The 14,120-nt window shown below is 44.7% G+C and carries 14 protein-coding genes and 1 tRNA gene; 6 read left to right on the top strand and 9 right to left on the bottom strand.

All coding sequences use genetic code 11. The annotated features are described in order from the left end of the window. Nucleotides 1–27 precede the first annotated feature (27 nt). From LAY41_RS13965 to lipA, 5 genes are all read right to left on the bottom strand, one after another. A complete protein-coding gene (locus LAY41_RS13965; RefSeq protein ID WP_249098564.1) occupies nucleotides 28–483 on the bottom strand; it encodes a Fur family transcriptional regulator in 456 nt (151 codons plus the stop codon). A gap of 209 nt (nucleotides 484–692) precedes the next feature. Then, entirely contained in the window at nucleotides 693–1,211 is a 519-nt protein-coding gene (locus LAY41_RS13960; protein ID WP_249098562.1) for a Fur family transcriptional regulator, read from the bottom strand. Nucleotides 1,212–1,501: 290 nt separating this feature from the next. Then, on the bottom strand, nucleotides 1,502–2,743 hold the full coding sequence (gene sigC, locus LAY41_RS13955; protein WP_249098559.1) for an RNA polymerase sigma factor SigC: 1,242 nt from the start codon (nucleotides 2,741–2,743) through the stop codon (nucleotides 1,502–1,504). A 398-nt stretch (nucleotides 2,744–3,141) separates the two neighbouring features. Further along, nucleotides 3,142–4,173, bottom strand: a complete 1,032-nt coding sequence (locus tag LAY41_RS13950; RefSeq protein WP_249098556.1) for an NAD(P)H-dependent glycerol-3-phosphate dehydrogenase — start codon at nucleotides 4,171–4,173, stop codon at nucleotides 3,142–3,144. 286 nt (nucleotides 4,174–4,459) lie between these two features. Further along, complete coding sequence (gene lipA, locus LAY41_RS13945) at nucleotides 4,460–5,338, bottom strand: lipoyl synthase (protein WP_249098553.1); 879 nt, start codon at nucleotides 5,336–5,338, stop codon at nucleotides 4,460–4,462. A gap of 216 nt (nucleotides 5,339–5,554) precedes the next feature. On the opposite strand from lipA, the gene LAY41_RS13940 reads away from it, so the two are divergent. From LAY41_RS13940 to LAY41_RS32790, 4 genes are all read left to right on the top strand, one after another. Beyond that, a tRNA-Pro gene (locus tag LAY41_RS13940) sits at nucleotides 5,555–5,628 on the top strand. Nucleotides 5,629–5,870: 242 nt separating this feature from the next. After that, complete coding sequence (locus LAY41_RS13935) at nucleotides 5,871–6,122, top strand: hypothetical protein (RefSeq protein ID WP_249098550.1); 252 nt, start codon at nucleotides 5,871–5,873, stop codon at nucleotides 6,120–6,122. Continuing rightward, nucleotides 6,113–6,406, top strand: coding sequence for a PIN domain-containing protein (locus LAY41_RS13930; RefSeq protein ID WP_249098548.1), 294 nt, complete (start codon nucleotides 6,113–6,115; stop codon nucleotides 6,404–6,406). Before LAY41_RS13935 ends, LAY41_RS13930 begins: the two co-directional genes overlap by 10 nt. Continuing rightward, nucleotides 6,336–6,488 (top strand): PIN domain-containing protein, encoded by a 153-nt coding sequence (locus LAY41_RS32790; protein WP_420840319.1) that lies wholly within the window; start codon nucleotides 6,336–6,338, stop codon nucleotides 6,486–6,488. Before LAY41_RS13930 ends, LAY41_RS32790 begins: the two co-directional genes overlap by 71 nt. A gap of 10 nt (nucleotides 6,489–6,498) precedes the next feature. Here LAY41_RS32790 and LAY41_RS13925 read toward each other — a convergent pair whose 3' ends face one another. The 3 genes from LAY41_RS13925 to LAY41_RS13915 form a co-directional block, all read right to left on the bottom strand. Continuing rightward, nucleotides 6,499–7,509: a PD-(D/E)XK motif protein gene (locus LAY41_RS13925; protein ID WP_249098545.1), complete on the bottom strand. Its 1,011-nt coding sequence runs from the start codon at nucleotides 7,507–7,509 to the stop codon at nucleotides 6,499–6,501. Further along, nucleotides 7,506–10,277: a Z1 domain-containing protein gene (locus tag LAY41_RS13920; RefSeq protein WP_249098541.1), complete on the bottom strand. Its 2,772-nt coding sequence runs from the start codon at nucleotides 10,275–10,277 to the stop codon at nucleotides 7,506–7,508. The genes LAY41_RS13925 and LAY41_RS13920 overlap by 4 nt, the downstream gene beginning before the upstream one ends. A 65-nt stretch (nucleotides 10,278–10,342) precedes the next feature. Next, nucleotides 10,343–11,560: a DNA cytosine methyltransferase gene (locus LAY41_RS13915; RefSeq protein ID WP_249098538.1), complete on the bottom strand. Its 1,218-nt coding sequence runs from the start codon at nucleotides 11,558–11,560 to the stop codon at nucleotides 10,343–10,345. Nucleotides 11,561–11,655: 95 nt separating this feature from the next. On the opposite strand from LAY41_RS13915, the gene LAY41_RS13910 reads away from it, so the two are divergent. After that, entirely contained in the window at nucleotides 11,656–12,378 is a 723-nt protein-coding gene (locus LAY41_RS13910) for a methyltransferase domain-containing protein (protein WP_249098536.1), read from the top strand. 116 nt (nucleotides 12,379–12,494) lie between these two features. Here the strand turns inward: LAY41_RS13910 and hetR are convergent, their stop codons facing one another. Further along, a complete protein-coding gene (gene hetR / locus LAY41_RS13905) occupies nucleotides 12,495–13,394 on the bottom strand; it encodes a heterocyst differentiation master regulator HetR (protein WP_249098533.1) in 900 nt (299 codons plus the stop codon). Between the two features lie 230 nt (nucleotides 13,395–13,624). Here hetR and LAY41_RS13900 point away from each other — a divergent pair, with 230 nt between their 5' ends. After that, nucleotides 13,625–13,810, top strand: a complete 186-nt coding sequence (locus LAY41_RS13900) for a hypothetical protein (RefSeq protein ID WP_249098530.1) — start codon at nucleotides 13,625–13,627, stop codon at nucleotides 13,808–13,810. Nucleotides 13,811–14,120: the final 310 nt, after the last annotated feature.

Here is a 14,120-nt window from a genome sequence, read left to right as displayed (position 1 = left end):
TCTGGGAGCTTAAAAAAGACCCTAGTTTTACACGGGTAGTAAAGCCCGTTGGCAGGTAGGACAAATGGCGTGGATGGTTAGCTGGCAATCAAGCAGGTGATATCCTTCTTTTTCTGCTGTTTTGGTTCCTATTTTTAGAATCGAATCGTTTTTGAATTCGATCGTCTTATTGCAGCGAACGCAAATAAGATGATCGTGGTGATGCGGATAGGGCTGATTGAGTTCGTAGTGTTTGTGTCCTTCCCCCAGTTCCAGTTCCCGCAGGATGCCCATGCGGGCCATTAACTTCAGGCTCCGGTAGATGGTGGACAGGCTGATCGGTTCTCCTTGATTCTCTAGCAGATTATAAAGATCTTCTGCACTGAGATGCTTACCTTTAGGAAGCTCTTGAAAAACATTCAGTATGGTCTGGCGTTGGGGAGTCAAACGCCAGCCTCTGTCATTAAGTTCCGCTTTCAGTGCGGATGTCGTGTAGGCAGTCATCTTCACCTTCTCAACAAAGGTACTCTATTGAAAATCATACACAATTAACGAGTTATTTTCAACAAAAATTGCTTATTGAGAATTAGTCTTAATTAACTAATTTATAGCAATAGTCAAGGCTATTAGGACATCCTAAAACGCCAGAACCAATTCACAGCAAGCATTTCACTTTTGACTTTTGCTATACCTGGCTCATACCAGGACTCTAATTAAGTTGAAGGTGAAGAACCTGTTTGCGAGAAGGTTCTGAGGCATGACCAATTGCTAGGGAGCAAGGAAGGCCATCCCTGACGCAAAGCTTCAGGACAGATGGTATGAATGGTCAACTGGCAGTCCAGCAGATGTAATCCCGTTTTTTCAGATTGCTTGAGGCCAATTTTCAAAATTGAGTCATTTTTAAATTCGATCGTCTTGTTGCATTGAATGCAGACTAAATGATGATGGTGATGGGGATAGGGCTGATTTAGTTCGTAATGTTTGTGTCCTTCTGCCAGCTCCAGTTCTCGCAAAAGGCCCATCCTCACCATTAATTTGAGAGTTCGGTAAATAGTAGACAGGCTGATCTGTTCTCCTCTAGTCTGTAGCACATTGTGCAGGTCTTCAGCGCTGAGATGGTCGCCTTTGGGAAGATGTTGAAAAACTTGCAAAATTGTCTCCCTCTGGGGAGTCATACGCCAGCCTTTCTCATTCAGCTCGGCTTTAAAAGAGGTCGCTGTGTAGTTAGTCATAATTGACTTTCTCAAAAAGTCTTCTATATCAGGTAAGGATACACAATTTAGCATCTAATTTTCAAGAAATCCGGCTTATTGAGAATAAATAGCTAAAAGAATTTTTAGCTATTTAGTTTATTGAGAAAATCTATAATTAGTTAAATAATTAATAAAAATTGGCATCAAAAAAGATTGGTGATAGCCGATCGCGACTTTAACCGAGGCGTATTGGGATTGGTGGTAGGCGCTCGACAAAAAATTAGGGACTAGAGAAAACTTCTCTAGTCCCTCTCTAGTTCTACCTCCGATCAGCTGAAGGATTCTAGATAATCCCGCACCCGATTGCGACGCTTAGGTTGCCGCAACTTTTGCAAAGCTTTCGATTCAATTTGGCGGACTCGCTCGCGAGATAGATCCAGCGCCCGACCAATTTCAGCCAGGGAATAGGCATGACCATCTTCTAAACCAAACCGCATGAGGATGACATCGCGCTCCCGGCTGGTTAAATCGGCTAACAGGTGCTGCAAGTCGCGAGAGAGAGCTTCTCGCATTAAGGTTTCTTCAGGAGATACGTCCTCAGTTTCCAAAAGATCGCCCAGCTCGGTGTCTTTTTCTTTGCCCACTTTGGTTTCCAAAGAAACAGAGCGGGGCACTCGGAACAACACTTCCCGCACTTGCAGGGGTGTCATCTCCAATTCCTTGGCAAGATCTTCCAGAGTCGCGGTGCGGCCTTTTTCTTGGGAAATTTTCCGCTGAGCTTTCTTGATTTTGTTGAGTTTTTCGGTAATGTGAACCGGCAGGCGAATCGTGCGGCTTTGAGTTGCGATCGCCCGCGTGATGCCCTGGCGAATCCACCAGTAGGCATAAGTGCTAAAGCGATAACCTTTGGTAGGATCGAACTTCTCGACAGCTCGCTCCAAACCCATCGTTCCTTCTTGGATTAAATCCAATAATTCTAGGCCGCGATTTTGATACTTCTTAGCAACCGACACTACCAAGCGCAGGTTTGCTTTGATCATGTGTTCCTTTGCCCGCACGCCGTCTGCTTGGATCTCGTCTAGTTCCTCAATATCCAAAGCAGTCAGTTCTGCCCAGCGTCTTTTGCCGGTAGCCAAAGTTTGCTTGAGTTCGGGAACTGTCAGGCAGGCGGCGGCAGCCCATCGTTCCCAAGACGGACGATGCCCCAGGTTAGCAGCTAAACGATCGTGGATCTCAATCAATCCGACATAGAGCCGAATCGTCTCATCTTCCTCCTGGGCGGCTAGTTCTCGTAATTCCAGCAACCGCATATAGCGCTGGACTTGTTGTGCTTCTGAAACTTCTTCATCTCGCCCTAGCAAACGCACGCGACCGATGTCTTGAAGGTACAAACGAACCAGATCGGTAGTGCGACGGCTGGTGCCTTGCTGAGGGTTGGCAGCGTCTGCCTCCTCCAAATCCAGATCGACCAGATCCCTGGCTATTTGTTCAGCGCTGTCTTCTAGCTCAAAGCTAGCGGCATCTAGTTGACTCTCGTAGGTGGCATCGGCGGAATAAAAGGTTGCTGGCATACTGATTGCCTCAACTGCTCCAGGTGACAAAGGGGCTTTCTTGAAAAGGCTATTTGTTTCTAGTTCTGGTATTTTCCAAGACTAGAAACACGGCTTGGTTTTGCCTAGTCGGCTTAATTACTGGTGATGCACTCTTGTCTTAGACACTAGCGATCGTCTTAGCTTGCTCGTACTCTACGTATCGAGAGTTACTCGAATCGATAGAAATGCTGGCATTGAGCAGCTACACGGTCAGCAACGAAGTTTTTTGACTTTTAGCATTTGTCAGCTAGTATAAGGAAAAGATCGATGGGTCAAGGGTGACCTCTGTCAAAGGCTTAGTTAATCTACATCACTAGATAGATGCTTTCCCGATCACTGTTAAAATACCCACTGCCAAATGTCTTTGGGCGCGACGTTCAACTCTCCGACCTACTGTACTCTGGCTTAACGTCTCGCAACATTAGTGCTTCCACGGCGACTTGGGGAGTCACTTCTCCCTTGAGCAAGCGATACACCTGATAAGAAATAGGTACAGCAATTTCCTGTCGAAGGGCCTGATGAACTAGCACTTCGGTTGTATTCACACCTTCGGCGGTTCCCTCCAAGGAAGCCAAAATTTCTGGTAGGGTTTCGCCTTGGGCGAGTTTGTAACCAACTTGGTAGTTGCGACTGAGGGCGCTGTTGCAAGTGGCTAGTAAATCCCCTAATCCTGATAAGCCATAAAATGTGTCGGTATTAGCACCCCAACGATCGCCTATGCGGATGATTTCGGCTAAGCCACGGGTGACAAGAGCGGCTTTGGCATTGGTTCCGAGTTGCAAACCATCACAGGCACCAGCTGCGATCGCAATTACATTTTTCAGTGTACCACCTAGTTCTACACCCAAGGGATCGGCATTGGTATAAACGCGAAACCGATTTGAGTTAAACACCCCTTGCACCACAACTGCTGCATCCGCGTCTTTACTCGCAACAACAGTAGCTGCTGGCAATCGGGCCTGAATTTCTTTGGATAAGTTTGGCCCTGCTAGAATTACGACGGGATGAGATGGAAATGCCGCTTGCCAAATTTGAGAGGGTGTGCAAGTTGTAGACGGGTCTAATCCTTTGGTAGCAGTGACAAAAATCGTTGTAGGGGAAATCGGTAAGCAAGAAACTTGCTCTACAACTGGTCTGACGCCTTTCATTGAGACGGCTGAGAGGATAATATCGACACCTGCTATGATATCGTCTAGGCTTTGGGAACATTCACGAGACCACAAACGCACGCGATGACCGTTCGCCTCTGCTAGAGTCGCCAAAGTCGTACCCCAAGCACCTGTTCCCAGAATAGCGATCGATTTTGGATTTTGCGCGAAGTGGGCGTCTTGGCGGTTCCCGTCACGATGCCCACCTTCGCAAGAGAGGATTTTGGATTTTGGATGATTCGTTTCTTCGTTAGTTTCCATTACCATTAGCCAATAAAAGCCTAGAAGAGTCTATCCTCAAAGTAGGTTTGGATATTTTTAACCACAGATGAACGCTTCGGAATGGAGATTTTTGCTTCGTTGCGATCGCATTACTCCCAACGGTTGTGGAAGACTATAGTGGTCGGGCGAAGCATTGCGGGATTAATCTTAATTCAAAACCGAAACGTTAATCCCGCAATGCTTCGCCCCTACATAATCTTTTGGCGGGAACGGAGTAAGAGCGATTTTGGATTGCGGATTTTGGATTATTGGTTTATAACTCAATCTAAAATCGACTGCGGGGGTAACGTTCCATCAATGCTCTTACTTGCTCTGCATGATATGAGCTACGAGTCAAGGGTGAAGCAACAACTTGTAAAAATCCGATTGATTCGCCAAACTCTTGCCATGCGGCGAATTGTGCTGGCGGAACAAAGTTATCGACTTTTAGATGTTTTTGACTGGGTTGGAGATATTGTCCTATGGTCAGGATATCGCAATCGACATTTCGCAAATCCTGCATGACTTCCCGAACTTCAGCGTCCGTTTCTCCCAGTCCTACCATAATGCCGGATTTAGTATAAACCCAAGGAGCTAATTCGCGCGATCGCTTCATTAATTCCATTGTCCGCTGATATTCTCCTTGCGGACGCACTCGCCGATACAAACGGGACACTGTTTCCGTATTGTGATTCAGCACTTCTGGTTCTGCTTGCAAAATACCTGCGAGTGCTTCCCAATTACCGCATAAGTCAGGAATCAGCACTTCAATTGTCGTACCGGGGGAACTAGCGCGAATTGCTTCAATGCAGCGCACAAACTGAGATGCGCCGCCATCTGGTAAATCATCCCGGTTTACCGAGGTGATGACAACATGATTTAATTTTAGCCGCCGCACCGCTTCTGCTAAGCGTTCCGGTTCCGTGGCGTCTAGGGGTTTCGGCTTTTTCTCAAAATCGATATCGCAATAAGGACAGGCTCGCGTGCAAGCAGGCCCCATAATTAAGAATGTAGCAGTGCCATTGTGGAAACACTCGCCAATATTCGGGCAAGAAGCTTCTTCGCAAACGGTATTCAGGGATAAATCGCGCAAAATCTCCTTAACAGTGCCAACGCGCTCCCACTGAGGCGCTTTTACCCGCAACCACTCCGGTTTTACTACCACGCCTGCCTCTAACTGCTGAACTACGATCGATCGTTTGTAGGGGCGGGTTTAGCAACTATTTGCGATCGAAGCAATCATTCATCTCGCTCCACAACCCGCCCTTACAAGTTTCTATGATAACAGCCATTCGATTTTGGATTTTGGATTTTGGATTTTGGATTGTCAGTGGGTATTTACGCTAAAATGTGGTATCATAGAAAAACTGGTGTTTAAAGCCGGGATGTAGCGCAGCTTGGTAGCGCACCTCGTTCGGGACGAGGGGGTCGCAGGTTCAAATCCTGTCATCCCGATATTTTGCAGGTTGGTAAATTATTTGTCTGGGGTGACAGATTGTTGTCATGATTAACAGATTAATGACTTTGTTGCTAGATTGAGGTGATTATAACTGTTTTGACAACAGTTCACCAATTGGTGTTACCTGTCTTCTTCTAATACGGCGACAACGCTGCAAGGACTAAGGTAGAAGGAACCAGATTTTACTAATACGGTTTCGTCTCGGTGGTTTACGAAAAACAAATTTAGGAGAGAATTTATGCTCAAAACAATTCAGGGAATTTATCGGGATGGTCAAATTGAATTAAATGAAATTCCTGATAACATTCCCTCTCAAACACAAGTTATTGTTACATTTATTACACAAAGTAACTCCGAAGAGTTAAACAATCAGATAACAACTTACCACGATCTCGATTTTTTATCGGGAACTTGGAGTCAAGAAGATGAAATTGAGTTCTTAAGCCATACTAATGAATTTAATCAAATTGATGAAAAATTATGGCAGTAAGAGCTATTTCACTAGATACGAATGCTTACGCGGCCTTTAAAAGAAACGCTCCTGAAGCAATTGAAATTATTAGGAACGTTCCCATGATTGGTATTAATAGTATTATTCTAGGAGAGTTACTTGGCGGATTTGTATTGGGGACAAAAGAAGCTGTCAATCGTCGTGAGTTGAAACAGTTTCTTAGTTCTAGTCGAGTCAACCTTTTTTCTATAGATGAGGAAACCGCTGTATTACGCTCTTATCTATCGTTCTTTGAGAAGCAAAGGTCACCCGATTCCAACTAATGATATGTGGATAGCTGCAACGGCGCTTCAGCATGATTTGGGTTTGTTTAGTTACGATATTCAGATTTTAAGACTGAATTAATTTTGCTTGTTCACTTATGGCTACCCTCGATTAGAGAAATTACATTTAATTCTGGTATTGAAAAGCGTCGGCACTCGGCAACGCTGATGGTGTAGCGAACATCACCAATGCCATTTCGGAGATCCGCTTCAATAATTCTGGGAAAATCTCCCTCGACTTTGAAATAGTTAACTTCTCGTGGGGTATAGCCAATTTGTTCATAGTAGGGAGTATGTATCTCTAGATAGCCAACTTCAAAAAGGAGTGTTTCTAATTGTTCTTTAGCTATAGGGTCATTTTCGAGAAGTGACCTAAGACTGACGACAATATCCGGTAGAGACTCACCCCGGTTTTGTCTAGCATCGAGGGATAAGTGCAGTAAAATCAGTGTACCCGTGCCAGTATCATCTAGTTGCCTTTCGCTGGAGATCGCTAGTTTCTGATGCTGTTTGGCTACAGTAGTTTTGACTTCAATAGCACAGTGTTGAAACTGGAAATCCTGTTGAGTTCCTTTTGCACCTGTCCAGCATTCGACTCCTTGGCGAGAACCGATTTGAGGAATGACAATTTGCCGCAGAAACCAGAGTTCACCATATAGTCCTTGCTGTTCCGCTTGGCTGAGTCCTTCGGGGCTATGTTTTTCTAAGAATGCTTGCCATCGCCGCAGACGGGTAAAGAATGCCGCTACAGCGTTTTGCTCATCCGCAATCGGGGAAATTTCATCAACAATGTCCTGTACTAATGTTGTAAAGATATCGCTGTAACGCGAGTTAATAAGTACCAGTTGCAGGGTGACATGGGCATCATCATCACCTTGCAGGGCTACACGCCTAACCTCAAAGCAGTTGGAATTCGGAAAAATTCCACCTTTCCCGATTGATTTGTGCTTCACCCGCATCATCAGCAAACGTGCATTAGAAGGTCTTTCAATAGCGAGATAAACATCGTATGTAACTTCTGGCAATAGGCGGCGGGTGATATAGCCAGAGGTTACATTTGGAGTATCATCTTCCAGTAGTTTCCAGGTATTTTGTACCGTCATAGCTGACCAAATTCCTCTTGCCAGTACACATTGTTAACCTTATATTCGACCATCTGGGCTGTCTTGCTATCGGGGAAACTCAGCACAAAACCGATGACAGGAATTTCCGAATTGATTACTTCCGGCTCTAGTGGATAAAGCAGCAATAAGCCGTTCTTTGGTGAACGCTTGGAACGCAAAACTTTTCCATCAGGTGTATTGCCAGCCCCCGGTGGTTTACCAGCCTCTTCTCGCCTCCTCCTAGTGATTTCAAGAATTTCCTCACGAGTTTCTTTGGGTAAATCGAGCCATTCATCGGTTGGACTCAGAAGCCGAGACTTGCTGAGGCGATATTCCTGAGAAGATTCAGGGGAGGCATTCTTACGCAGAGTTGTACCTACTTCATGTCCAGCAATACACCTTTTTTTGCCGCGACTATTTGATATAATAACAACTGTCCATAACACGAGTTCTTGTTGGGGAAGTTGAGCGTTAATGTAATCTACAAGGTGTCTGGTGTTCGCAGTTTTAACTTTAGGATGTGATTGATAGCCTGAAATAAAACTGGTGATTTTTTTAGCGGGGACATCTTGCCATATATAGTTGTTGCTTTCTTTCCTAGAGTATTCGCCAAGTGTTCTCAGCAGTTCTTCAGTAACTTCAAGGTTTTGCTGGTTTTTATTTTCATCCTTGTAGAAGATGGTAGTTTCACTAAGGCTTCTGGTGTAGGAGAGCCGCATGACAGTACCTGTCTTCATCTTATTAGCACCAGTGATCACCAGCCCCTGTGGGTGCGTGCGAACTTTTAGACCGAATTCATCAGGTGTCGCTCCGACATCAGCCATATAGTCAAACTCCTGTCGGAGTTCCTCACTCGCAACAGTGATGTGTTCGTACCATTCAACCAACTCATCAGTTGTGTATAATCGGCAAAGATCGAGATACCCTGGTCTGTACCCAAACCATCGACCCATCTGCATCAGCGTATCGTACATTTTTGAGGCTCGGAGATAATAGCTGACGCTCAGACCTTCCAAAGTCAGACCACGAGACAATTTATCACCGCCGATCGCAATAACACTCAGCCCGTTCTTGTGTTCCCAGTAGTCCAGTACATCCTTGGCTGTGCCGTTGATTTTTTTAATCTGAATCTTAGAGGCTGCCCGGTGCAGTAAGGGTTCAACTTCTTCCCACGAAAGTGACTTTAGTTCTGGATCGGGTATGGATGAGATTATAGATGAAGTGGTTGGTAGAAAGTCATCTTTCCATAACTGCTCAAATTCTTCCTCTAGCTTCCCTGTTACTTTGCCATCGCTGTGTCGCAATCCTTTTTGTAGGGAAGTCAACTCATCTTTGACTTGCTTTGCTACCTCAGATTGGACAGCCGTAAAACGGGCAACATGAACTAGCATTGAGTTGTGATCGTTCTCCTGTCCTCGCACAATTCTGACAGCGCAACAAAGAATAAACGCCCTAATCGCCTCCTTGAGAGACCCTGGAAGTTCACCCGGAACGTGGTCTTTTTTGTGTTTGTCTGGCATCCATTCTTTTTGGTCGTCCACTGATCTGATGATAGGCAAAGGTTCTGATGCTTCAAGACCAATTGCCGGGTCAGTGTCCAGCCCAAATACCTGCACTGGGCCAATGTAGTTTGATGGTGCAGGTAGGTTGATAATAAAACTACGTGGAAAGAGATCGTCTCCAAATTCTTGATTTTTTTTATCTATATCTGGGTGTATGAAGATATTAGCAAATGGTGTTGCTGTGTAACCCACATAAGCACTCTTTTCAAAACTGTGAAGCAGTTTCCTGATCAATCCATTGATTGCTGAAACATCATACTCTTCCTGAACTTTGCCATTTTCATCGAATAGTGGGGGATTTGTGTTGATCGAGGCGTTGTCTGCTTCATCATCAATGATAAGCAAGGGAACTCCTCTGACGATGCGTTTTCCTGATTTTTCATCTTTATCCCCCTGACGTAAAGCCCACTGTAGGAGATTTTTGAGTACAGTTGTATTCTTTTTAACAACAAACAATAATGGATTTCCTCCCCCTGCTGATATCCCAAACTGACCTGCTACTTTTCTATTAAAATCACCTTTATCAGAACTGTTTGTAGCTGAATCAGCAACCAGCCTCTTTCCAACAAGAATTCGCCCCGCTCCAATGGCGGAAGTCTCTTCTGTCAAAGCTCTGTGTAGTCGTGACTCATATCCGAGAAAACCTTCGTCTAAACGTAGCTGCGTTTGGCTCCGTAAGCTGTTCTGGATACCAGCAAGCACAATAATCAGTTTGTATCCTGCATCAACCGCCTTGCAGATAAGACCAGTATAGTTTGCTGTTTTTCCAGACTGAACCTGTCCAACAACCATTCCTCTCCGATCCCAAGCTCCTGAACGCAAAGGGTTCTCTAAGCGTTCAAGAATAGAGTCTGTCAACTGATCTAAACCTTTCGTAGTTGCTGGGGCCCAGCCCTTTTCTTCCTCCAAATAACGTGCATAACGGTTCCAAAAAGCCCAATTGATTTCACTGTTGCGGTCAGCCAACCAAGGGATGTGACCCTCTTGGTTTTCCAAGACACGACCTACACCCATCCAGATGTTGAAAAGACTTTCAAGTTCCCGGACGAGCTTTTCCTCATCTACCTCAACCGCACGGCCCTGTTCGCTAGTTCTGGTAGAATCAATGGCTATTTTGACTTTTTCCTCAATGATTTGTCTGGTGGGTGTGTGTTCACGCTTCAACAGAGCTTGAGCCACCTGACGAGCTGTATCGTAGTCGTTCATTTTAGGTATTCTCCATTTGTCTGCTTTTAGTTTTGAAATGTACTTGAGGTCTACCTGAACCTAGATTAACCCCTTTCGGACTGAGCCTCGTAGTAGGCTTGTACTTGTTTTACAATGGGTCTGGCGATCGCTTCAGCCAAAAGAGGTGGTACTGAATTACCAACTAATTCAAACATCCTAGTCATAGGTGCATCAAATACAAAATGATCGGGGAAACTTTGAAGCCTAGCAGCTTCTCTTACAGAGATACTTCTCGTTTGTGTTGGATGGATATAGGCTAAACAATCTTTCTGCATATGTGCCGTTAGTGTCCATGAGGGTTTATCCCAGTGCAAGCGTTTATACTTATCATCAAAAATTTCGTCGCTGTAGCGTTTTAACTCATCAGGGATATTTTTATATTTACCCCCTTGAGGCATGATGCTAAAGATATGCAAATCTTTATCATTATGCGATCGACAAAGATGATTCATTACCGTATCGTAAGATTTATTTCTCATTAGCTTTTGATACTCAGATTCAGGCGAAAATTTGTAAGCTTTAGGAGAGTCAATTTGCTTTGGTGCAGTGCTTTTACTCTTCAAAGGTAAACACATAGGCTCTAATTCTGGTAAATCTCCAATTGCTTCCCCTACAGAGACAGGAGAACCTGTCTTTGCATCTGGGAACTCGAAAGTTAGATTCGTATCTTTACGCCTACCAACAATAAATAAGCGTTTTCGGATTTGAGGAACACCATAATCAGAAGCGGTTAGAATTCGATAGCTAAGATCATAGCCTGGATAATCATGCTTTTTTCTAGTTAATCCATTTTCTAAATCTCTTATAAAAGTAGGAAATATCCAGTGATTGAGGAGATAGTTGACATTTTCAATTACAAAAAACAAAGGCTTATAATATTGAATAAATCTAATAAAATCCTCATATAAGAAATTTCTAACATCACTTTCAATCTGTTTGCCTAAAGACTTCATTTTACCAATGCCTACTACTGAAAATACTTGACAGGGTGGCCCCCCAATTAAAATATCAATTTCTCCCGGAGTGATATCCAGTTTACTCAAATCAGTAATAGATTCGATAGAGTGAGCATCACGCATCAGTTTACAGTTAGGGAAATTTCTATGATGAGTTCTTATAGCATGAGGATTTTTATCAATTCCCCCTAATATTTCACAGCCAGCATTCTGAAAGCCTAAGCTCATCCCACCTGCACCGCAAAAAATATCGAGTACAGTAGGTGATTTTATATTTTTGGTTTTCGACTTAAATTCAAGCATCATCTAAAAAACTGCGCCACTTTTAATGGTTTGATATTCAAAAATATAATAACAAATTTCTGATTATTTTTTTCAACAAATTTTGATTTCTTGTTGCTATGTCATCATACCTTATCCTCTGCTCAAGCTTACAAAATGCGATCGCCTGGTTAGAACGTCTTGCATCTGGCGAAGTCCAAATCATCACCCGCCCGGAAATCATTGTCCCCATTCCAGATACCAACCCAGCCGAAGTACAGCAACGACTGGCGCGTTACGGCGACTTCTCCACCCTCAACCGCCACTGGAACCAAACCCACAGCGCCACCACTCACCAACGCTTACAGGAAAATCCAGAAGAGTGGGCGCAATACCATACTTTGTATCAAAAGTCAAGAAAAGATTGGGCTGTAATCCCATACGAGGAGATGATTCGTTGGTGTCAACAACGTAGCGACTACACCATTGGCGATTTTGGTTGCGGTGAAGCGAAATTAGCTGAGGCAGTTTCAGATAGACATACAGTTTACAGCTTTGACCATATTGCTATTAATAATAATGCGATCGCTTGCGATATGGCGCACGTTCCGCTAGATGATGAAACTCTAGATGTGGCTATTTTTTCTCTTTCTTTGATGGGTTCAAATTTCACCGACTATCTGCGGGAAGCGCATCGTACTCTGAAACTTGACGGTCAATTACATATTATCGAATCAACTTCACGGTTTAGCGACAAAGGTCAATTCCGAACTGACTTAGAAAATTTGGGATTTACCGTTATCAGCATTCAGGATATGTGGAAATTTACCCACATCCGTGCTATCAAGACCGAGAGATTTTAAAACTTAGATTATCTTAGAGGCGATCTGGGCCCCTGCCCAGATCTGGTTTTATTAGATCGCACCCTATATCACTACGACTTCAGTACTGGCGTGCTGAAGGCTACTAAGCCTCAATCTCAGTCATCTTTCGGGCCAAAAACCATCTGTAAAATCATCTGCTCTCCGCCTTCTCGGTGATGCCGATCGGCCCATTGGCGAATGACCTCATCGAGTTCCTCTAAGGCCCGATCGACGCGATCGAGCGGAATATCCAACTCCTCCAAAAGTCTCATCACATAGCGCTGTCGCTCTTGCCAACCTTTCATCAGACGGAAATACCTGGCCGTATCCTCAACCATGATGAAAGTGCGCTCCTCATCGTCTGAGGGCGAGTAAGAAGCGCGGGTGAGGGCGTAGAAAGGCAGCCCCCAAGGACAATCAATTCGCGTCACCGTCCCGGCGTAGATCAGGCGACGCTTGATATGCTCTGCCAAAGCTTCGCTCAAAGGCACTTGTCGTTCCAGCGGCAAATCTTGCTGAGAGCGGTTGTGGAGAAATTCGATCAATTCCATGAATTGAAAGGAGTTGACCAGTTGAGCGTCCGGCAGAAGAGGGGGGAGTTTTTCCTCAATCTGCCGTTTCTCCTCGGATGTGAGGCTAGTACCGGAAATGCGCGATCGCCCTGGCATCCACGGATACTGTTCCATCCAGACATAAGGAAACTGAATCAGATAGCGGGGCTCCTGAGAACCCAGCATCTTCAACAGCTTACCTTCAGTCAGAGCTTCCCTAACTTCCTCAACTATTGCCTTAACCCGTTTCGGCTCAATATGGTGCAAATGACCTGTCATTCGCAGGTTTTGGCCCTGCTCCAGATAGGTCATGTAAATGGCGCATTTTGCCGCTGTCGCCGCTGCATCTAGAAACGCCCCATGCCGGTGCCCACTCGTTCTCATGGCACTAAAGGCCAGATAAAGCATGATCTGATCCATTGCACTAGGGCTGAGGCGTTTGATCAGATCGAGGTCATTGCTCATGTTAGTAGGGATGGTATCACTATGATACAAAATTTTGAGGCACGGACGATCATTTCACGCTGCGGATAGCCAGACCTTTCAAGCTATTTGTAGAACACATTTAGCTTAAAGCCTACCGATGCGGCAAAAATGAAATGATTGCTTTCCCGCACTCATTATTTCTTGTTTTACGACTTTTAAGTCAAGTTTAAGACGAACCCTGCTTTCCAAAATTTAGCCTATCTAAGGCGTTGAAGCCCACTCATCTGGCTCTTTCGTGCTTACTATGCTATGGCAGAGGGGCAGAGGGGCAGAGGGGCAGAGGGGCAGAGGGGCAGAGGAGAAAAGAAATAAAAATGTTCTTGAATGAACAAAAGCATAACAATTCCGAAAGAGCCAGAAAAATTGCGATCGCCTATCGATATCTGCTGATTTGACAGGCTTCGCTGCATAAAAGCGGATAAGTTTTCAGGCTTGGCTGTCTGTAAAATCAGAAGGAAAAGATATCAACCGCGATCGCTTGGTTTACAATCAGAGCTTTAAAGCGTCACAAAGCAAATTATGGACACCCCCCCCTTCTTCCGCTGCCTCGATTGCAATTGGCAACAGCTATGAAGTGTTGCTCCAAGGGGAGGCTTTGGGATATAAATTGTTCCGAACTGTTAAAATCCAAAGTCTTGGTTGAGCGATTCCCAAGCTCTTGGGAAATAGGAGTGAAGAGAACCAAGAATAAACCCATCCAAATAG

The sequence above is a fragment of the Argonema galeatum A003/A1 genome (assembly GCF_023333595.1).
Taxonomy (GTDB): domain Bacteria; phylum Cyanobacteriota; class Cyanobacteriia; order Cyanobacteriales; family Aerosakkonemataceae; genus Argonema; species Argonema galeatum.
Note: the sequence above shows the minus strand (reverse complement) of the source record. Positions and strands in the feature narration are given on the sequence as shown.

Bases quoted from the DNA above. Each gene is read 5' to 3' on its own strand.
- LAY41_RS13965 (WP_249098564.1), bottom strand. From the start codon at position 483: ATGACTGCCTACACGACATCCGCACTGAAAGCGGAACTTAATGACAGA.
- LAY41_RS13960 (WP_249098562.1), bottom strand. From the start codon at position 1,211: ATGACTAACTACACAGCGACCTCTTTTAAAGCCGAGCTGAATGAGAAA.
- sigC (WP_249098559.1), bottom strand. From the start codon at position 2,743: ATGCCAGCAACCTTTTATTCCGCCGATGCCACCTACGAGAGTCAACTA.
- LAY41_RS13950 (WP_249098556.1), bottom strand. From the start codon at position 4,173: ATGGAAACTAACGAAGAAACGAATCATCCAAAATCCAAAATCCTCTCT.
- LAY41_RS13935 (WP_249098550.1), top strand. From the start codon at position 5,871: ATGCTCAAAACAATTCAGGGAATTTATCGGGATGGTCAAATTGAATTA.
- LAY41_RS13930 (WP_249098548.1), top strand. From the start codon at position 6,113: ATGGCAGTAAGAGCTATTTCACTAGATACGAATGCTTACGCGGCCTTT.
- LAY41_RS32790 (WP_420840319.1), top strand. From the start codon at position 6,336: ATGAGGAAACCGCTGTATTACGCTCTTATCTATCGTTCTTTGAGAAGC.
- LAY41_RS13925 (WP_249098545.1), bottom strand. From the start codon at position 7,509: ATGACGGTACAAAATACCTGGAAACTACTGGAAGATGATACTCCAAAT.
- LAY41_RS13920 (WP_249098541.1), bottom strand. From the start codon at position 10,277: ATGAACGACTACGATACAGCTCGTCAGGTGGCTCAAGCTCTGTTGAAG.
- LAY41_RS13915 (WP_249098538.1), bottom strand. From the start codon at position 11,560: ATGATGCTTGAATTTAAGTCGAAAACCAAAAATATAAAATCACCTACT.
- LAY41_RS13910 (WP_249098536.1), top strand. From the start codon at position 11,656: ATGTCATCATACCTTATCCTCTGCTCAAGCTTACAAAATGCGATCGCC.
- hetR (WP_249098533.1), bottom strand. From the start codon at position 13,394: ATGAGCAATGACCTCGATCTGATCAAACGCCTCAGCCCTAGTGCAATG.